Below are 19856 nucleotides of genomic sequence, written 5' to 3'. Positions count from 1 at the left end.
TCTTTAATTTAAGCTCTCTACTTCAAAATGCCGTTTTTTATCTACACGGTCAAAGTAAGCTTGTTCAAGAATTTGCATATAATCAGCCTCGGTAATTAAGCGGACGTTACTTGGCGTTGAGTTGTTTTGCATAGCCAACTTTACAATGCTCGGAAAGTCTTCTTTCTTTACACCCTCTAGCTCTTTTAATTTAGGAATATTTAATGATTCTGTTAATTCTATAATCCCGTAAATTAATTTTTCAACAGCTATTTCATCTGAATCTGAATCTTTGGCAAAACTCATATACCTTGCTAATGTAGCATGCAGCTGCTTATTCTCCATAGAATTAAATCGTAATACGTATGGTAAAAATACTGCGTTAGCAACTCCATGCGGGGTATCATAAAGCCCTCCAAGCGCTTCTGCTAAGCAGTGTACCGAAGCAACATCTGCAGATCCGAAACACAAGCCAGCTAAGAGACTTCCTTCCAGCATATCTTGACGAGCCGCTTCATTTTTACCATCGCGGAAAACGATAGGCAATGCCGAAACAATCGTTCTCATTGCTTGAGCCCCAAGCGCTTGTGAAATAGGATTTGTTACTTTACACGTATAACCTTCAATCGCATGAACGAGGGCATCAATGCCAGTCGCAGCCGTAACAGAAGGCGGAAGACTTAATGTTAGTTCAGGATCAAGAATCGCCAAGACAGGTCTTAATGTACTATGTTTGAGCGTCATTTTTCGATGTGTAGATGCCTCGGTAATAACAGCAGAACGAGTAACCTCTGAGCCCGTACCTGAAGTAGTTGGAATACAAATAACTGGTGCGATGTTTGAATACAGGAGTCGGCCGTCTGCATAGTCAGATGGTTCTCCGCCGTTTGGGCCGCACAGCGCAATAGCTTTTCCCGTGTCCATCGCACTCCCGCCACCAATGGCCACAACTGCCTCCGCACTAAAGTCACGAAATAACTTAGCACCTTCCAAGCAGTTCGTATCTCGAGGGTTTTGTTCAATTGAATCAAATACCAGCACTCGGTAACCAGAAGCCTCCAAGACAGTTACAATTGGTGAAACTAATCCCGCACGAACCACACCAGGGTCACTCACGACTAAAATTGATGAACCAATATTTAAAGATGTCAGCATTTCTGGTAATTCTCTAGCTTTCCCCATTCCTACCTCAATTCGAGTAGAACAAAAATAGTTATAAGATTTCATTTATACCCCTCCCGTTGTCTAAAATCAAATACATATCTTAAGAAGTACTAGTTTTTAAAATTTCATGATGGCCGGTAAGCTTACTTATTCCACTCTGAAGCTAATATACCCATAAAATATGTATCTACGTATTTCCCATCCACATAGGCGTGGTTTCTTAATTTTCCTTCGGTAGCAAAACCAATCTTTTCATATAGTGTAATGGCCTGTTCGTTTATTCCCCTTGTGGTTAAATAGATTTTATTTAGACGAAGCTGTTTAAACCCTAGATCAATCATTTGTTCCATAGCCATTCGACCATATCCGTGACCTCTAGATTCTGAAGATAGGAGAATTCCTATACTAGCTCTTCCATGTGCATAGTCTATATCCTTCAGAAATACCCATCCGACTAATTCTTTTTCATCGCTTTCAATTCCTAAAATTAAATCGTTGTTCATTCTTTTCTTTTCTACTTCTTGTACCACCTCTTCATAAGTTAAAGGTGTTCTGCCTATCATTCGTATTGCCCGTTCATCATTTAACCATTTATGTAAGTATTGAATGTGAGTAGTTTCAAATGGCGTAAGATGTATTCTTTTTGTACTCATTGATTTATCTTCTCCTTCTAAAGAAATACAACCACAAATTACAATTAATTCCATACTTAATTCCATAAATATCGTTGACAAAGGTAAATGTGTATTTCTACTTACGATATACAACAGCCAAATTAAAATAAGTAGATGCATAATTGAATGAAGCGATTAATCTGTTTAAATAGAACATTTTTGTATATACTTCTGGAATCAATCAAAAAACCCTCTCTTACATTTTACGTATGGTTAATCTTTGTCTTTAATTAGGGTTAATTCATCTGTTTGAGCTATTAAATCAATTATCTCTAATCTAAGGTTGGTCCTTCTAATAAACCCCATTACGTTAATCCGATGTAATAGAAGAAGGATTTTTACTTTTTAAGGTAGAATAGTTCCTTAAAGAATCATAAAGGAGTTGATTTCATGTCTAAACAAACAAAAGATAGAAAAGAAATAAAGCTTTTGGATTCTCAACTTTACTTATGTGAGGAAATTAGAAAGCTGTTGAGGAAAAAAGAAAAAAGAAGTCTAGCCTTTGAACAAGAGTATACAGAACATGATATATTACACATTGCTTTAAACAGATTAATGAGTGAGCTAATCTCTAGACATTAAAAATTTCATCTATTATATTTGATATTATTCGAAATAGATACGTTTAATATAAAAAAATAGACAGAATATTTCATTAATATCTTTACTTTGTAAACGTTTTCGTTTATACTAAGTATAGGTTGGATGGCATGAGTGGCTGTCATAGTATTTAGCGTAGGCGGGGCTGATATGAGGGAACAGGGCATAGAAGAAATGTCCTTTTTTTGTTTGGGCAACATTTCTTAGAAACTAGGAAATGTTATAAAATGCTTTCAAACGTTTTTTTTACTTAGTATGCCCTATCCAGTCTGGAAATTGAAAAAGACCGCCTCTTCCCAGTTACAAGAGGTAGCTTTTTTTAAAATTGAATGAACAGCAGTCGTTAGATAATGCTTTATTGCACCTTGATTAAGTTGCTTAATTTAAGAAACGGTATTCACAGACAACATATTCACCGCTTTTTCTAACAGTAAAATATCTTCTTCCACCATTCTTTTCACATCGTCGAGATCAAGTTGAATATATTCTTCTTTTAAACGTTCTAATTCCCTGACGAACAGGGATCCCGTATAGTACCTATAATTTGTCACTACTATTTATCCCCTTTGTATGCTCTTAATAGATGTAATTCCCCTTTATTCAGATTAACAACCAATAAATGCAAAATTTTTTAAAAAAATCCTTCCCTGATGTAGGCAAAGGATTTTTAACTTGATTAGAATAGGGAAAATATGTTATTAACGCGACCAGATTTTTAGTTTCATATACATACAACGTTTTATCGTTCTACTTTGATGTTAAATCAAATTTATCTTCTTTACCATTCCATTTTATTGTCACGTGATAAGGAGCGTTGCTGCTTTGAGCCGAACACCCGCTGCAGCTTTCATTTACTATCTAAATCATGGTTTCTCTTCTTCTATTAAAGGGAATTAAACCCTAAAAGTGAACCTTAAAAGGAGACCATCATGGTTACAATTGAATCAATTATAATAGGTATTGTTTTTATCCTCATTCAACTATACGCATTAACGATTGTCGAACGTTCTCCAATCGGGGAGCAAAAGCTGCTCTCATTATCAGGTGGTGTAGCTATTGCTTATGTATTTATTTATATCTTACCGACGCTTCATAAGAAACAAGAAGAGTTTGGAGGATCGCTAGCCCTTGATACTGAACTATATTTTCTTGGTCTTCTCGGCTTACTCGTCTATTTTTCAGTGTATTCATTTGCTCAGACAAAAGCAGCCACTCACCTAACGGAACTGACCGTTTATATGGTACAGGCTAGTTTTTTTATGATTTATTCTTTTATCATTTCTTATGTCGTGTTTTCAACCGATGTTAAGCGAGTTGAATCAGTATTCTACGGACTGGCTATCAGCCTTCATTTTATCGGGTGGTCTTACCATCTAGGAAAAAAACATCCGCGCTTACACAAAACTAGAGGTCGCTATATGCTGGCCGGAGCAACTTTTCTTGGGTCAATTTTGGGTGTCTTTGGCCCCTCATCAGGCCTGCTTATTGAGTCGATGATCGCTTTTAGTTCAGGTGCAATGTTATTTAACGTCATCAGTAAAGAGCTCCCTTTTGAAAAACATGCGCATTTGCCAACCTTTTTAATCTCATCTCTTGTCTACGCCGCTACAATGATTTCGTTAAAAGCTTTTTTCAATTGGTAGTTGCGTGCGCGTGTTTTTACAAAATAAAAAGAGCAGCCTTAAAGGCTGCTCTTTTAAAGTATGGTTTTTATTACTAGATATACTGCAGCAATCGATGCAAGAACGATAAGCACATTTAAAATACGATGTTGAGTAGCTATGTGGCCCCGCTTCATTTCTGCACGAGTCAATGGTTTATTTTCATCGTGATTTCCACTCACTCTGTTACATCTCCTATCCTGTTTAGGTATTGGTTCTGCCAATTTAAGCAATAAGCTGATCTTTGTCAGCTGCTTCTTCCTTTTTTATCTTCCCTCTACATAAGATATAGAAAACACTAAACATAACAATCGACCAAATAAGGTTAGCTCCTGGCTCAGTGTTAGCTACCTTAAACAAACTCGGTATAGACCCGAAAACAGAATCATCCGTTGTAAGGAACAGAGCGAGAAACATGTTGTTGGCTGCGTGTGCGCCAATGGTAATTTCTAAGCTTTTTGTTTTAACCGCGATATATGTAAGAGCAAAACCAGCTACAATATAATCTAGTCCCACCAATATAATGGATTTATTCATTTCGGGATTAGCAAAATGACCTATTGAAAACATTAGTCCCACAATAATCGCAAGTAAAATTGGACGCTTCACTTTCTTACCCACCCATTGAAGAAGAAGACCTCTAAAAAACAGCTCCTCGGTTGTTGTTTGAATAGGTACTAATAAAAGCGTGATCAGTACTAACAGGGCATACTCTTTTAAACTTACATGATTCCATGAATAATCCGAGTGGTTAAACACGATATCAATTAATTGTGAAACGATTAGTAACAGACTAAAAGCTCCAAAAGACCATATTACTTTCTTCCAGTTCACACGTTTGTTAGCAGTGATTAGTGATTTCATTTTTCGTTTGTGAATAAAACGAATCCCGATCCATAAACCAAAAATCCAGCATATGTACATAATATGAGACAACAGAAAATCAAGATTAGCATTGATTCCTACAGCTAATCCGCTATCAAAATCAACATATGATTTTCCACTTTCATCAGCTGCAACCATTATCATTTCAGCAATAATATAAATAATGGATCCTAACAGCATAAACACAGAAGCAAGGATTGTTGTACTTACATAACGCTTCCAGCTATTTTTTCCTTCTTCCACATTTAAATAGTTTTTCATTTTGTTCTTACTCCCTCAGCCTTCTCTTCTCAACTACATCGTTCTTCTCTACTTCGTTGTTGTCTAGGCAATGTAAAAATCTATTAGGACCCGAAGTCCTGCAATTACGTTAACTACCGCCTGCTTTTTACCTTTGAAGATAAGGGAAGAGACTGACAACATTAAGAAATTACAACTCTACCCATTACCTCTTTATATAAAATTTAGCGCCTTAAAAGCCGTCAAAAAACAGCTTCTTCTAAAAGAAGACTCGACACTAAGTCATCGTTAACCTTTATATCCTGCTCATACGTGCCCGCATACACATAATTTTGAAGAAAATACTTGCTACTCAAGAATATATATCCTAGAACAACTAAAATAAATATTTTTTTCAACATCGTCCTCACCTTTTTATCTAAAGTTTTCCCCTCGTGGCTGCTTCCACAATCGCTAAGGGCTTATCCATAAATAGCTTTTCATTTTTTAAAATTAGCTACCATTCTGTCTAACACCGCAAAAATGTATATAAGTTACAATTATATTACATTATTATTACAAATGTAACAATTACATTATAACTAAGAAAATGAGGATAATCAATATGAAGTGTTTAGTAAAGCAAATAAAATTGCTAGATTAATATGATGCGTGTAAATAAATCCAAAACATGTTGGAAAAGACGTTTATTATTAAACAGGAATATTTAAAGAACAAAAAAAGCAAACTCCCTACCGTTAGGAGTTTGCTTCTTTTATTCAAGAGTTTTTATGACCTCTCTCATCTTGACACTCTTCTAAAGGAGTGATTAGATATATATGTTAACTGTTTAAAAATTAAAGTTAACTAATTTCATTGTCGGTGGTGAGAGTGTATTGTATTGGGAAGAAGATATTAAGAGAGAACTTGCCTATTTAGATGAAATTTTTCAAAAACGGCACCTTGTTACTACAGAATTTGCTGAACAACCATGGCTTACAGTCAATGGACGTAAAATGTTAAACCTTGCCTCTAATAACTATCTAGGCTATGCAGGAGATAGTGGACTGAAGAAAACAATGAGTGATGCTGTGATGACGTATGGAGTAGGAGCAACAGCTTCACGCTTAATAGTAGGAAATCACTTCCTTTACGAGAAAGCAGAAAGAGCCCTTGTTAATTGGAAGAAAGCTGAGGCAGGACTTATTATCAATAGTGGTTATAATGCAAACCTAGGAATCATCTCAGCCTTGGTTCCGCGTAATGGCTTCATCTTCAGCGATAAGTTAAATCATGCAAGTATCATTGATGGGGCCCTACTGAGCCGTGCAAAACTTCAACGCTATCGCCATAACGATATGAACCACCTAGAAAATTTATTAAAAAAAGCTCCCTTAGAGTCACGGAAGTTAGTTGTAACAGATACTGTTTTCAGCATGGATGGTGATTTCGCCAAGCTCAAGGAGCTTGTTAAATTAAAAGAGCAATATAACGCCCTACTAATGGTTGATGAGGCTCATGCAAGCGGTGTATACGGAAAAAATGGTGAAGGATACGCACATTTTCTTAATCTGCAAGATAAAATTGATATTCAAATGGGAACGTTTAGTAAAGCGCTAGGGTCATTTGGAGCTTATGTTACGGGAAAACAGTGGCTCATAGATTATTTGAAAAATAGAATGCGAGGACTCATTTATTCAACTGCTCTTCCCCCTGCTATACTCGGTGCAATAACGGCTGCGATTGAAAAGGTGCAACAAGACACAGAGCGCCGCGCACTTCTTCAAGAACATGCACTATTTTTTAGGAAGGCACTTACATACGAAGGATTTAACACATGCAATAGTCAATCTCAAATCATTCCAATTTTAACGGGAGAAAACAAAAGAACAATGCAGTTTGCAGAGCGTTTACAGATAGAAGGAATTGCTGCTATTGCAGTTAGGCCTCCTACTGTTCCTGAAAATAAAGCAAGAATTCGTTTTACTGTAACAGCCGATCATACGCGAGAAGATTTAGATTGGGCCATAAAGAGAATTTCTCTAATTGGAAAAGAAATGAGTGTGATTCAATGAAACCATCCACTATTATAATATTTCCCGGATGGGGAATGGAAAAAGCAGCGTTTCAACCAATCATAAAATCATTGTCTACTATATGTAACGTTTTGTGTACAGACTGGAGAGGTGTAAAAGAACTAAGTGACTTTAGAGAACGAGCAATCCAATTGCTTACTTCTACTCCAGGTACTGTTTATTTAATGGGTTGGTCATTAGGTTCTCTTGTAACGCTTGAACTTGCAAATTTATACCCTAACAAGATAGAAGGACTCATATTAATTAGCGGAACTAGTCGCTTTACAAACGACATGCATAATACATTTGGATGGGAGCAACGCATCGTTGAACGTATGAAAAAACAGCTACAGCGTAATAAAGAAAAAACCCTTACTTCATTTTATAACGCTATGTTCACTAAATCTGAAAAAGAAGAAGAATTTCATCATCAATTTATAGAAGTTGTTCAGCGTGATTATCAAGGAGACAGCATGTACTCCCTCCTTACAGGGCTGGATTATTTACTCCAAAAAGATGTTAGAATGCAACTCAATCAAATTCAAACTCCTTGTTTGTTGATCCATGGAAAAGATGATCAAATATGTTTACCTGAGTCTTCTTCTTTCATAGCTGAAAGAATTGGTGGAAAAGCGCAGCTGTGTATTCTAGAAAAAGCTGGCCATATTCCTTTTTTTACAAAGCCTCAGCACTGTACGCAACTTATAGAAAAATTTCTCGAAAAGGAGCTCATTTATGATTAATAAGCAACTTTTAAAGAAAAGGTTCAATAATCATGCTAAAACTTATGATGCTTATGCCGATGTACAAAAAAGCATGGCAAACCAATTAATAGATCAGCTTTCCACCAATTTCTTTAACGAGGAAATAGCTATTCTTGAAATTGGCTGCGGCACGGGTTATTTAACACAATTATTGTGCGAAAAATTCCCTAAGGCTGCTATTACAGCAGTTGATTTGTCATCAGGAATGATTGAGTTAGCAAAGGAAAAAGTAAGGGAAGATCGAATTTCTTTCATATGCGGAGATATCGAGGAACTAAGTATAGAAAGACATTATGACCTTATTATTTCTAATGCAACATTTCAGTGGTTTAATAGTCTTCATACGACAATTAAAAAATTGTATAAACAACTTAAGCCTACAGGCAGCCTGCTATTTTCAACCTTTGGTAACCGTACGTTTCAAGAGCTTCATTCATGCTACAGTCATGCGAAACAAAGGCTTGGTCTTTTCAGTAACAGTTCACCTGGCCAATCGTTTTTTTCTCTTGAAGAGTTGTCTCAAATTTGTGAACAAGCATTAGTTCCATTGAGAGAGCATCCATTTAAACTATCAAAAACGGAGGAGCTAGAGGTTCAATACTTTCCGACGGTTAAGGCATTTTTTACATCAATAAAAAAGATTGGAGCAAGTAACAGTAACGAGGAAAGCTACTGTCAGCGCCCTTCCTTTTTTCGTGAATTAATCAACCTATACGAAAATAATCATCGTGACGAAAATGGCGTAAAAGTAACCTATCATTGCTTAATGTTTAATATTACAAAAACGAACTAATAGCCAATCCAGCCCTGGCTACTTTCTAGAAGTGATGACTTGCCGCCAGTAAAAAAGGGTACTCTTCTATTTAGAAAAGTACCCTTAAATAATCAATTAGATTTAATTAACTTACTGTTTTTTAGAAACTAACTCAATAATATTTGTTATACCTTGCTCGTTGTACCCTGTGTTTAATAACTGTATTTGATTATGTTCAGATAAATTTGTAAAAATGATTGGTGTAACAAGTGATTTAGCATTTTCTTTAACGTAGTTTAGGTCTATTTTTAAAAGCGGGGTTCCTTGTGTAACCTTTTCTCCCTCTTTAATTAGACATGTAAACCCTTTCCCATTCAAGTTCACTGTTTCTAACCCTACGTGAATTAATAACTCTAGACCTTGATCTGTTTTTAGACCTATGGCATGTTTTGTAGGAAAGATGCTAACAACCTCCCCATTGATAGGAGAAATAAGCGTATTATTAGTTGGTTCGATGGCAAAACCGTCTCCCATCATCTTTGAAGAAAAAACGGCATCAGGGACTTCTTCTAGAGGCACAATATATCCATCAAACGGAAGTTTGAATGCGCTTCCTAAAGTTGTATCGTTCATTTCTTTTTTCTCACCTGTTGCAGCAACTTCAGTTTTTGTCTTCGCTTCAGGTACTTCTTTGTTATTAGAGCCTTCTGTAATAGCCTCTTTTGGTATGCCAAATAAATATGTGCAGATGAATCCTCCAGCATATCCTGCAAGTAAGCCGATGATATATTTCAGCCATAAACCATGAGCAATTAATGGAATTAAAGCTAGGCCAGATGGACCGATAGCAATGGAACCAACGTTTCCGAACATTCCAATTACAGCTCCTCCAATTCCTCCACCGATACAGGCCGTAATGAATGGGCGTCCTAATGGAAGAATAACTCCATAAATAAGTGGTTCTCCAATACCTAATATTCCGACAGGAAGAGCCCCTTTAATAATGGTAACAAGTGATTTATTTTTACGGCAACGAACCCAAAGTGCTAAAGTTGCACCTACTTGTCCAGCACCAGACATGGCAAGAATCGGAAGCAAGATGGTCATACCAGCTGTGTTAATCATTTCAATATGAATAGGGATTAATACTTGATGCAGACCTAGCATCACCAATGGTAAAAATGCCACTCCTAGTACAAAACCTGCAAAAACCCCTCCACGTTCAAGTGTCCAATCTATGCCTCCAATTAAATTACTAGAAATTAGACCTGCAAAAGGCATAATAAAGAAAATCGTTAGTAATCCAACAATCAGAAGAGCAACTGTAGGTGTTACAATAATATCGATTGCATCAGGAATAAATCTACGTAAGAATTTTTCTAAAAATGAGAGTAACCATACAGCAATCAAAACTCCGATAACCCCGCCTTGCCCAGGAGTTAGAGGCTGGTCAGTAAAGATATTCATAATAGGAAACTCTTCTGTAACTCCCGTTAAAAGGGTAATACCTCCGATAACTCCACCTAGGGCCGGAGTAGCGCCAAACTCTTTTGCTGCGTTAATCCCTACATAAATAACTAAATAGCTGAAGATTGCATTTTTAATCACATTAAGAATCGTAACGTATTGTTGCCAAGTATCTTTATCAAGATCTCCTGCAGTTATACTATTTGCTAAAATAGAGGCAATACCAGCTATTAAACCTGCACCTACGAATGCTGGGATTAAAGGTATGAAAATGCTTCCAACTTTTCGTAAAAAATTTTTAAATGGCGTATTGTTTTTCTTTTTTAGCTCAGACTTCATATCTGCACCTTTTGACGTCAAATCTTCAGATGACGCTTTTTCGTGTGAAGGAGCTGCAGAATCTTCTTGAAGTACAATACCAAATTGTTCAGCAACTTTCGTAACTACTCCTGGTCCTAGAATAATTTGATACGTATCATCATCGACAACTCCTACCACTCCTTTCACTTGTTTTATACTCGCTTCATCAATTCTATTATGATTCACTGGGGTGACTCGGAGTCTTGTCATACAGTGTGTATAATTCGCTATATTAGAACTGCCTCCAAGAGCTTGAAGCAGTTCTTTAGCTGTTTGATGATGTTTGCTCATAGTTGTTCCCATCTCCCTTATAGTTTCGCTACTTAATTCACGATTGCTTGACGGATAAATCCTTGTGTTTGTTCTAAGCGATGTAAAGCTTCCTCATATGAAAGTCCTGTTAAAATCATGACTATAGCAAGCTTAGAATTACAATTTGCTTTTGCTAAGTACTCTTCTGCCGTATCGTACGTGCATGAAGTTGCTTCCATCACAATTCGCTTTGCGCGTTCTACGAGCTTTTCATTCGTCAGCTGAACGTCTACCATTAGGTTTCCATACACTTTTCCGATACCTACCATAGAAGCTGTTGAAAGCATATTACAAATCAATTTTTGTGCTGTTCCAGCTTTCAAACGAGTAGAGCCTGTCAATACTTCAGGACCATTCACTACTTCAATTGCAATGTTTGCTACTTTTCCAATATCAGAACTTTTATTGCAACTAACTGCTATTGTTTGAGCTTCAATTGAGTTAGCATATTCTAATGCTCCAATGACATAAGGTGTACGACCGCTTGCTGCAATCCCCACAACAATGTCTACCTTAGTAAGTCGAATGTTTTGTAAGTCTTCCATGCCTAACTCTTTACTATCTTCTGCTCCTTCTACTGCTTTGATAAAAGCTTTTTCTCCGCCGGCAATTAAGCCTATTACTTCATCTGGGTTTGTACCAAATGTAGGAGGACACTCAACAGCATCAAGCAAGCCGATGCGGCCACTGGTTCCTGCACCTATATAAATAAGGCGTCCCCCTTGTTTCTTAGCTTCTATAATAGCTTCTACAGCTTTCGCAATAGAAGAAAGTTCTTTTTTTATCGCACTCGCAACTTTTTCATCTTCTTCATTCATGGTTGTAAGAAAATCAAAAATGGACATTTCATCCAGATTCATTGTTTTTTCATTACGAGTCTCAGTAGTTAAATGTTCAAGCATTACTTATCATCCTATCTTTGTTTTTGTTTGAAATCGTTCTCAAGTACAGAATAACGTCTTTGAAATTTAATTTCAACTATTATTTTAAAATGTTAAAATTTAATTTCAAAAACTATAGTAATATGTGACTTTGAACAAGCATCATATACCTGAATTTTAGTAAATAAGACAACTCTCACCGTATAAATATCAAGCATGTCTTATATCAATAATGACTCCTTCCCTGCTGCAGCAAGGATTTTTTTACAAACGTTCCTATTAAAATCATTATTTTCATCCCTATATAGAGACTACCTTATGTTAAATGGGTAAAAAAGCGAAATAATTTCCATTTTTTAGAACAGAATAGTTCTTTAAAAGGTTATAAAGGAGCCGAACTCATGTCTAAACAAATAGAAGATATAAACGAAATGAAGCTTTTAGATTCCCAAATTCACTTATGTGAGGAGATTAGAAAATTGTTAAGAGAAAAAGCAACAAGGATCTCATAAAAATAATGCGTTTATCTATTTATTCTTCGTGCGGACAAATGATTGGATATTTCAAACTCAAATTACTAATAATACCGTTACATGTCTTTGGCGTAAAAGGAGCTACGTAACGATGAAACTGAAAAGAATAGTAAGCATCACCTTTTTATCAAGCGTTATCTTATTTTCGGGATCTTTATCATTTGTCAATGCATCTATAAATGATTCTAAAATGACTGTAAAACATTCAGTGAAAGAAGAGTTGCCCAATATAAAAATTTTGGCCACTGGAGGTACGATTGCAGGTTCTTCTGAAAGCAGCACGGACACAACTGGATATGAATCAGGAGCGCTTGATATTAAAACCATCATTAAAGCTGTTCCTGAGTTAAAAAAACTAGCGAATGTAAGCGGAGAACAAGTCGTAAATATCGGAAGTCAAAATATAGATAACAGCATTTTGTTAAAGTTAGCCAAACGAATTAATACGCTATTAGCGTCTAAGGATGTTGACGGGATTGTCGTGACGCACGGATCTGATACGATGGAGGAAACGGCTTATTTCCTAAACTTAGTAGTAAAAAGTGAAAAACCTGTAGTTGTGGTTGGTTCAATGAGACCAGCTACCGCTATAAGTGCAGATGGACCGCTAAACTTGTATAATGCGGTGAAAATTGCATCTAAAAAAGAAGCACGAAATACCGGTGTTTTAGTAGCGCTTAACGATCGAATTGGCGCAGCTCGTTATATAACGAAAACACATACAACGGCAGTGGATACGTTTAAATCCCCTGAACAGGGATATGTAGGAGAAATAGCTGGAGATCAGGTATTATTTTATAATAAAGCAACTCGTAAGCATACAACGCAATCACTATTCGATGTATCAAAATTAGATAAGCTTCCTCGAGTAGACATCATATATGGGTATCAAAACGACTTTAAGAACTTTTATGACACAGCCGTAAAAGCCGGAGCTAAAGGAATAGTCGTCGCAGGAGCAGGAAATGGGCTGCTATCGGATGCTGCTCTAACAGGTGCTAGAGATGCGGTAAAAAAAGGCATAGTTATTGTTAGATCTAGCCGCGTAGGAAGCGGGGTTGTGACACATGAAGAATCAGATGATAAAGATACGTTTGTTACATCGGATTCATTAAATCCACAAAAAGCCCGTATTCTTTTAATGCTTGCTTTAACGAAAACAAAGGATCCTAAAAAGATTCAAGAATATTTTAATGAGTATTAATCAAAAATATCTTTCCTCCTCTATTTTGGTGCTTTAAGAACAATCGGTAACAAAAGTGTAAACAGGCTGAGACACCACCACTAGCATACTTTTGTCTCAGCCTGTTTTCATAAGAAAAAACATCAGCAGATCCCTTATTCATTTCCCCAGTTCTTGCTTTCTATAATTAAATGATTGGATGTGTTATCTAGCACACGCCATACCAAGGTCTTACCTTCTATATCTTTTAATTCAATAGTTCCCTCCAACTTATTGGTACTCACATGGACACGTTTCTCGTCTATTCTTTGTGCACTTTTTAATCTTGTTCCAAATGTTGCAGGACTTTCTTCCGTTAGCTTTACAATTACATCTATCATACGTTTGTCAGAAATATAGTTTTCGCTGTTCTCATAGTTTTTATCAGCAGGCTTAATGGCGTGTTCTAACCCAGTTTCGTATTGGCGCCAATCAACAATTAAAAAAATCGCAAATACTAAAGACAATGTTAGTAATAAGCCGTACACAACATTTCGTTTCATTTACTTTTGCTCCTTTCAATAGCGATTTATAGGTAAAACAAAGAAACCACCTGTTGTAAGAATAGGTTGTATCAGAAAATAGTATCGTACAACTCTGAAAAATATTCCGGTTTCCGAGTAAAAGAAGGTATATTTTTAAAGATTTCTACCTACAGAGACTATAAATATCTAGACAATCAGCTTAATATAGGTCAAGCACTAACAATCCGTTAATCAAGGAAAACAAGAGATAAATCATGGTAGAAAACGGACGAATTTATCCTTCTCTATCACAAGCTTCTCATCGGATTGTAAAAGCCCGTAAACATACGTTTACGGGCTCTTGTTTCTCGTTCATAAGATATAAATATAATTAGTCAGGTATACATATTTTATTTAACCTACGTTATTTTTCAATATGTTCTCCCGATATCCGAATAAAGCTTTCATTTCTATCTAATGGAACAGGAGGGCGTTCTCCTAAAGGAACCTTCCAGTGCCACCATTTGAAGATTCGAGCTATGACGAAACATAGAATAGATATGCCTGCAAAAATTCCAACAAACGTCCAGTGCTGTCCGCTTAGCAGCATAACAGGCCCCGCTGACCATGCAAATAATTCTAACGGCGTATTAAGCGGTCCAACTACCGCTGTATCTGTAAGTGTTTTTGATTTATTGTTAGGATCAATAATTCTTAGTAATGTAAGTCCGATAGCGAATACACCTGTTGAGTAGCCATACACGAATATAGAACGTTCAAACCAGCTTTCATAGTTCATAGCAGGTCCAATTACGACTAGCATCACCACCACTACTACTATGCCTGAAAGCATTAATAAACCAAGCGGAAGTGCATATTCAACCACAATTGGTAATTTAATTGACGCTACACCGAAAAATACAAGAAAATCGGTTGCTGCACTTCCTAAACGATCGACTATCTTACTATCAACGTATTTGTAAACGCCTTTTTCTCCTTTGCCTAGCAATATGTACATAAGCAGCGCTATTAAAAATGCTATTGTAAACGTTGGGAATTCTAGTCCCCAAGCAGTAGCAATATAGTTATTTAATAGATAGCCCAAACCTGATGGCACAACTAATAATGCTAAATGAAAGGCTAATGGATCCATGGCAATTGGTGAAATCGTGTCATTCCCCATTGCCGTTCTATTTTTAGGTTGAACTAATCCTGTTTTTAGATCCTCCGAAATTTCCGAAAAATCTTTTACATAGTGAGTATAGCCTTTTCGAGTTGCCCATTTTATAAAAATAAGTCCACCAAAAATACCTGCTAAAATACCGCCAGTAGCAGCTGTCATTCCTAAGTCAGTTGCATTTTCCCATCCTAAATTTTCAAAGGTTGTACCTACCGCTGCCGCCGTTCCATGACCTCCATAAAATCCGGCTGCCAGCAGTAAACCAAATCCGTTATTAATCTCCGGGGCAAACTTTGAAATAACTAAAATCGAAAAAATAATTGGAATAGACATTTGAAGACCTATACAAAGAATTTTATAAGTCGCATATGCGCCCATTCGATTAATATCTTTTTTCATATTGCCGGGTGAAAAGGAAAACCCGTTTATCCCCACAGCCGCAAATACAAAGATAGTAATGATTCCTGCGTAGGAGCTAATATCTTCGGAAAAAGGTAGAACATTTAGAAAGCTAGGTCCTAATGCTAATCCTAAAAACCCTGCTAACAAGCTTGCTGGAATGAAGCTTCTTTGGATAAATTTAAATTTTGCGCGAAGCAGCATGCCTATTAGAATAAGGACGCTGGCACAAGCAAAATCTACTAGTATCGTATATACAGTCATTCATATCCTCCTTTCGTAACGTTACATGCTTAAAAAATTAGTTGATCTTGTTGATGTAGCCGGTGGTGCTGGGTCTAGTTTTTCTTCTTGTATATGTAATACGTCTTCTGGTTTGATCCAAGGTCTATTTTGGATAGCACTTGTTTCTTCATGTGTAAGGTATCCTTTATAAGCGGTTAAGCTTCGTCTTAAAAATCCGTCTTTAATACAGGCTGATTTCACACCTGAATTTAGGATGGATTGGATATGTGGCAATACAGATGCCGCATAAGCTACAGAAGTAGAATTAGCAATAGCTCCAGGAATATTGCTGACACAATAATGAACGACACCATTTTCGATATATGTAGGATTTTCATGAGTTGTTTCACGGAAGGATTCAATTGCACCATCAGTATCATTGCTAATATCTACAATAACTGATCCTTTTTCCATTAAATTGAGCATATCACAATCTATTAAATAATCTTTGCGTTCCTTTGGCCATTTTACACAGTTAATCACCATATCAATTTCAGGAAGCAATTTTTTAATATTTTGCTTAGTTGATAGCTGCGTATTTACTTTTTCATTATACGTTTTGCCAATATCTCTTAATGTTCCGTAATTTACATCCATAACCGTACACCACGCACCTAAAGAATGTAGTACCTGCAGCGCCGACCTTCCTACTAGTCCTCCTCCAAGGATAAGCACATTCATACCAGGGGCTCCGGCTAAGCCACTAACAAATTTTCCTTTCCCGCCGTTAATCGTCAGCATAGCCTGCAGACCCATTAATGCACCTTGTTTTCCCGCTGCTTCACAGTTAACTGAACCAAATCTATGAGAATCCTCTGCTGTGAACGCAATACATTTGCTATCGAGTATAGCTTGTACCTGCTCTTTGTGTGCAGCTGGATGTATACACGTATAGATAATTTGATTTTCCTTAAGCAGCTTATACTCATTTTCTTCAATTTCTTTAACTTTTGCGATAAAGTCACATCTTTCATACATCTCTTCTGTTGTTTCTACTATTTCCGCCCCTTCTTTTTCATACTGTTCATTCGTAAATCCCGCTAGTACGCCCGCATCTTTTTGAACAAGAACCTTATGGCCGTCATCTTTAATAGCAGCAACCTCTAAAGGCGTCATAATGACTCGATATTCTCCCACTTTCTTATCTCTTAATACGCCAAATACCATGTTGATCCCCCTAAATTAGTTTTTGTAAATGCTTCTCCTTCATGCGTGATCTTAAGATTAAATAAATTATTATAAATTTTCAGACTGGAATAAATATACCTTATCTTGCTACACACAAACTATAGAGAGCTTGTTCTAGTAGAACCTTATTCTGCATTTACTTACCAAATTATAAATCAAAATGAATAAAAATTCAAAATAATATAATATTACTAGCTATTTTTGTGTAGTAACAAGCTTTTAGCTTATTAATCTTGCATAGAAAAAAGGTTCCACTCATCAACGTTTAATGAGTGAAACCTTTTTAATTTAGTTATAGCTAATAGGTTACTTTATTACTGAAATATTGCCATTGTGAGTAGCTAGTTTAATGATATTCTTTCCATTTCCAATAACAGCGTTACGATCATATTTATTCAGAATATCGACTTTTCCATTATCGACAGAAACGTTAAATTGAACGTTACTTGGTTCTTTTTCCGTTGTAATTTCAACCTTTCCATTGTGCGTTTTAAAGTCAATATCTCGATCAAGTTCTTCTGTTTCAAGAGCGATACTTCCGTTATGGGTTTCACCTTTTAAACTACCTTGCACGTTACTCAGCGTTATTTTCCCATTATTTCCTTTTACTCCAACTATTTTTGCCGTAGCATTTTTTATGCTTGTGAGTCCATTGTGTACGTTTGTATTCAGGCTTTCTGAGTCAATATCCCCTAATTCCACACGTCCATTGTTTGCACGAACAGAAACATCCGCTGCGCGTAATTTTTTAACAGACACATATCCGTTGTTGCTGGAAATCACCAATGAACTATACTGTTTTTCAGGCAGATAAACGTTGATGGATAGCGGTTTTAATACACTAACAATGTCAAAATTGACCCAGCTGCGCTGCTGTTCATTATAGGAGATGAAAAGGGTTGAATTTTTAACGTCAGTAGTGAAGTCTCTTTTTATATTAGGAGATGTTTCGCCTTTTAATGTTACTTTGATGTTATCACCTTTGATAGAGTATACGTGAACCCGGGTATTATCCGTATCGATGTTTACCTTGGATACTTGATTACTGTTGATCGTTTTTTCTTTTGAAATAGGTTCAGGATCAATAGCACGATAAGTAAGGAGACTTCCTATAACCCCAATAAGAATGAAAATTCCTGCAAGAACGGAGAGTTTCTTTTTATTCAACACGTTTTAAACCGCCTTTCACCAGTGATACATTGTATTTCAGATAACGTACAAAGCCTTTTATAACTAGCTTCGTTACAACGAACATACCTAGCATAATAAAATATCCAATTCCACAAAATGCTAACGACATAAATAAATTAAAGAGAAAAAAGCCGCTCCAATGTACAATAGCTTCACCGAGAACTAGAATAGGAGATAACAAGAAACATAGACCTATGGCCCAAGCTGATAAAATAAAGCCAGCTAATGCAACGGCCGGACCAAGAACAATTACTAAATTAAAAAAAGCTAAACCAATTACGGCCCAAGTAGCTCTCAAAATATTTTGAGTTGTTGCCTTAGCTGTTGCTTGCTCAACGTGATAATCTGCCAGCAATTCTTTGGCTATTTGATTCGGGGCTCCTAGCGACGTTACAATTTCTTCTTCTGTTTTTCCTTCTTCTAAGCCAATGGAAAAATGTTCTTCATAATCTTGCAAAATATCTGCTCGTTCTTTTGAGGATAATGGTTTTAAGGATTCGTTTAATTGCTGTAGAAATTTACTCTTCGACATTGTTCACACCTTCTTTAATTAATTGATTAACCCCTCTTGAAAACTCATTCCATTCATCAATAAGTTCGTATAAATACTCCCTACCTTTAGCTGTAAGCTGATAATACTTCCTTGAAGGACCTTCTGTAGATTCTTTTAAGTACGTTGTGAAGTATTCTTCTTTTGTTAATCGGCGCAAAAGAGGATATACCGACCCTTCTGATATTTCAATTTGATCGGAGATCTTTTGAACTAATTCATATCCATAGCGGTCTTTCTTATCCAGTAACACAAGGACACAAAGCTCTAAAACTCCTTTTTTAAATTGCACGTTCACTGTTCTTCACCCTTTTCTTTTTAAAGTCCACTACTGTTTATTGTATAGTACTGATTTATAATAACTTCCTAATAATTACAATATATCACCAGCTATTGTTTATTGCAAGGTACTGTTTAATATTTTTTAAATTTTAATCATTTTACAGTCGTAAGGCATTTTTTATAAAGCAAGGTTCAACCTTCTTTTTCTAATTAGCTTATATATGGAATTATTTTTAATGCAGCAAAATAAAAAGCAGCCTATAACTATAGACTACTCAGCAGCGAACATTCTAGGCTATTTTTCTTTTGCTTGCTTGATAAATAAAAAGAAAACCGTAATTAAGATAAAATAATTTAGCGGGTTTTTAAAGATATTCCCGTCTAAAGCTAATTGTAATAAGATCCACAAAGCGAATATAACGAGTATGGCTGGTATTATAAGTTTGTTCATACATCACTCATCCTTCGTTTAAAATAATAAAGCAATCGTGGCTCTCCGTACTTGTTTCATACTCTAACATTAAATCCATAAATAGCTTTAAAAGCATACTGATTGAATGTTTATAAGAATATCACTTTTAAGATAAAATTTAACAGCTGTTATCGCATTTGATAGAAATGTCTTACGTGTAATTGATTTTTTTGTAATAAATTAAAGAAAAAAGAAACCGTTATTTTACATTTTTTAATAACAAAAAAACAGCCAATTTTATGGCTGTTTTAAGTAGAGCGCTATCAAAAATTCCACTTTCTAGGTGATGCAAGTA

General features: G+C 36.0%; 19 protein-coding genes and 2 pseudogenes. 6 read left to right on the top strand and 15 right to left on the bottom strand.

Features of this window, described 5'->3' with window-relative positions; genetic code table 11:
- Positions 1-3 precede the first annotated feature (3 nt).
- Together ACH0CI_RS05935 and ACH0CI_RS05930 are read right to left on the bottom strand one after the other, a co-directional pair.
- Positions 4-1206, bottom strand: a complete 1203-nt coding sequence (locus ACH0CI_RS05935; protein WP_335708225.1) for an iron-containing alcohol dehydrogenase — start codon at positions 1204-1206, stop codon at positions 4-6.
- A gap of 80 nt (positions 1207-1286) precedes the next feature.
- Positions 1287-1796, bottom strand: coding sequence for a GNAT family N-acetyltransferase (locus tag ACH0CI_RS05930; protein WP_335708226.1), 510 nt, complete (start codon positions 1794-1796; stop codon positions 1287-1289).
- A gap of 411 nt (positions 1797-2207) precedes the next feature.
- Here ACH0CI_RS05930 and ACH0CI_RS05925 point away from each other — a divergent pair, with 411 nt between their 5' ends.
- Positions 2208-2399 (top strand): hypothetical protein, encoded by a 192-nt coding sequence (locus ACH0CI_RS05925; protein WP_028414873.1) that lies wholly within the window; start codon positions 2208-2210, stop codon positions 2397-2399.
- 401 nt (positions 2400-2800) lie between these two features.
- Here ACH0CI_RS05925 and ACH0CI_RS05920 read toward each other — a convergent pair whose 3' ends face one another.
- A complete protein-coding gene (locus tag ACH0CI_RS05920) occupies positions 2801-2968 on the bottom strand; it encodes a hypothetical protein (protein ID WP_217027021.1) in 168 nt (55 codons plus the stop codon).
- A 378-nt stretch (positions 2969-3346) separates the two neighbouring features.
- On the opposite strand from ACH0CI_RS05920, the gene ACH0CI_RS05915 reads away from it, so the two are divergent.
- The gene (locus ACH0CI_RS05915; protein WP_014458832.1) at positions 3347-4060 is read left to right on the top strand and encodes a hypothetical protein; all 714 of its coding nucleotides are present in this window, start codon (positions 3347-3349) and stop codon (positions 4058-4060) included.
- Between the two features lie 53 nt (positions 4061-4113).
- Here ACH0CI_RS05915 and ACH0CI_RS05910 read toward each other — a convergent pair whose 3' ends face one another.
- Both ACH0CI_RS05910 and ACH0CI_RS05905 read right to left on the bottom strand, forming a co-directional pair.
- Positions 4114-4260 (bottom strand): hypothetical protein, encoded by a 147-nt coding sequence (locus ACH0CI_RS05910; protein WP_335708227.1) that lies wholly within the window; start codon positions 4258-4260, stop codon positions 4114-4116.
- Between the two features lie 43 nt (positions 4261-4303).
- Positions 4304-5224, bottom strand: coding sequence for a CPBP family intramembrane glutamic endopeptidase (locus ACH0CI_RS05905; protein ID WP_335708228.1), 921 nt, complete (start codon positions 5222-5224; stop codon positions 4304-4306).
- Positions 5225-6078: 854 nt separating this feature from the next.
- Here ACH0CI_RS05905 and bioF point away from each other — a divergent pair.
- The 3 genes from bioF to bioC are packed head-to-tail and all read left to right on the top strand — an operon-like array spanning position 6079 to position 8814.
- Positions 6079-7257, top strand: coding sequence for an 8-amino-7-oxononanoate synthase (gene bioF, locus ACH0CI_RS05900; protein WP_335708229.1), 1179 nt, complete (start codon positions 6079-6081; stop codon positions 7255-7257).
- The gene (locus ACH0CI_RS05895) at positions 7254-8000 is read left to right on the top strand and encodes an alpha/beta fold hydrolase (protein WP_335708230.1); all 747 of its coding nucleotides are present in this window, start codon (positions 7254-7256) and stop codon (positions 7998-8000) included. Before bioF ends, ACH0CI_RS05895 begins: the two co-directional genes overlap by 4 nt.
- The gene (bioC, locus tag ACH0CI_RS05890; protein ID WP_335708231.1) at positions 7993-8814 is read left to right on the top strand and encodes a malonyl-ACP O-methyltransferase BioC; all 822 of its coding nucleotides are present in this window, start codon (positions 7993-7995) and stop codon (positions 8812-8814) included. The genes ACH0CI_RS05895 and bioC overlap by 8 nt, the downstream gene beginning before the upstream one ends.
- Positions 8815-8925: 111 nt before the next feature.
- Here the strand turns inward: bioC and ACH0CI_RS05885 are convergent.
- The 3 genes and pseudogenes from ACH0CI_RS05885 to murQ form a co-directional block, all read right to left on the bottom strand.
- Positions 8926-9366: pseudogene (locus ACH0CI_RS05885) on the bottom strand (PTS sugar transporter subunit IIA); the annotation flags it as partial.
- 120 nt (positions 9367-9486) lie between these two features.
- Positions 9487-10893, bottom strand: a pseudogene (locus ACH0CI_RS05880) (PTS transporter subunit EIIC); the annotation flags it as partial.
- A 32-nt stretch (positions 10894-10925) separates the two neighbouring features.
- Positions 10926-11816, bottom strand: a complete 891-nt coding sequence (murQ, locus tag ACH0CI_RS05875; RefSeq protein ID WP_335708232.1) for an N-acetylmuramic acid 6-phosphate etherase — start codon at positions 11814-11816, stop codon at positions 10926-10928.
- Between the two features lie 603 nt (positions 11817-12419).
- On the opposite strand from murQ, the gene ACH0CI_RS05870 reads away from it, so the two are divergent.
- Positions 12420-13532 (top strand): type II asparaginase, encoded by a 1113-nt coding sequence (locus ACH0CI_RS05870; RefSeq protein ID WP_335708323.1) that lies wholly within the window; start codon positions 12420-12422, stop codon positions 13530-13532.
- Between the two features lie 134 nt (positions 13533-13666).
- On the opposite strand, the gene ACH0CI_RS05865 is transcribed toward ACH0CI_RS05870, so the two are convergent.
- The 7 genes from ACH0CI_RS05865 to ACH0CI_RS05835 form a co-directional block, all read right to left on the bottom strand.
- Positions 13667-14053 (bottom strand): hypothetical protein, encoded by a 387-nt coding sequence (locus tag ACH0CI_RS05865; protein WP_335708322.1) that lies wholly within the window; start codon positions 14051-14053, stop codon positions 13667-13669.
- 385 nt (positions 14054-14438) lie between these two features.
- A complete protein-coding gene (locus tag ACH0CI_RS05860; protein ID WP_335708321.1) occupies positions 14439-15857 on the bottom strand; it encodes a sodium/glutamate symporter in 1419 nt (472 codons plus the stop codon).
- A 21-nt stretch (positions 15858-15878) separates the two neighbouring features.
- Complete coding sequence (locus ACH0CI_RS05855) at positions 15879-17045, bottom strand: alanine dehydrogenase (protein WP_406901022.1); 1167 nt, start codon at positions 17043-17045, stop codon at positions 15879-15881.
- 327 nt (positions 17046-17372) lie between these two features.
- Complete coding sequence (locus tag ACH0CI_RS05850) at positions 17373-18236, bottom strand: DUF4097 family beta strand repeat-containing protein (protein ID WP_335708548.1); 864 nt, start codon at positions 18234-18236, stop codon at positions 17373-17375.
- Positions 18226-18789, bottom strand: coding sequence for an HAAS signaling domain-containing protein (locus ACH0CI_RS05845; protein WP_406901021.1), 564 nt, complete (start codon positions 18787-18789; stop codon positions 18226-18228). Before ACH0CI_RS05845 ends, ACH0CI_RS05850 begins: the two co-directional genes overlap by 11 nt.
- A complete protein-coding gene (locus ACH0CI_RS05840; protein ID WP_034267458.1) occupies positions 18776-19105 on the bottom strand; it encodes a PadR family transcriptional regulator in 330 nt (109 codons plus the stop codon). The genes ACH0CI_RS05845 and ACH0CI_RS05840 overlap by 14 nt, the downstream gene beginning before the upstream one ends.
- 279 nt (positions 19106-19384) lie before the next feature.
- Positions 19385-19540: a hypothetical protein gene (locus ACH0CI_RS05835; protein ID WP_028414887.1), complete on the bottom strand. Its 156-nt coding sequence runs from the start codon at positions 19538-19540 to the stop codon at positions 19385-19387.
- Between the last annotated feature and the right edge of the window lie 316 nt (positions 19541-19856).

Source organism: Priestia sp. 179-F W1.4 NHS (assembly GCF_045369295.1).
Taxonomy (GTDB): Bacteria; Bacillota; Bacilli; order Bacillales; family Bacillaceae_H; genus Priestia; species Priestia zanthoxyli.
The sequence above is the reverse complement of the archived record's forward strand: the minus strand, read 5'-3'. Positions and strand labels throughout refer to the sequence as shown.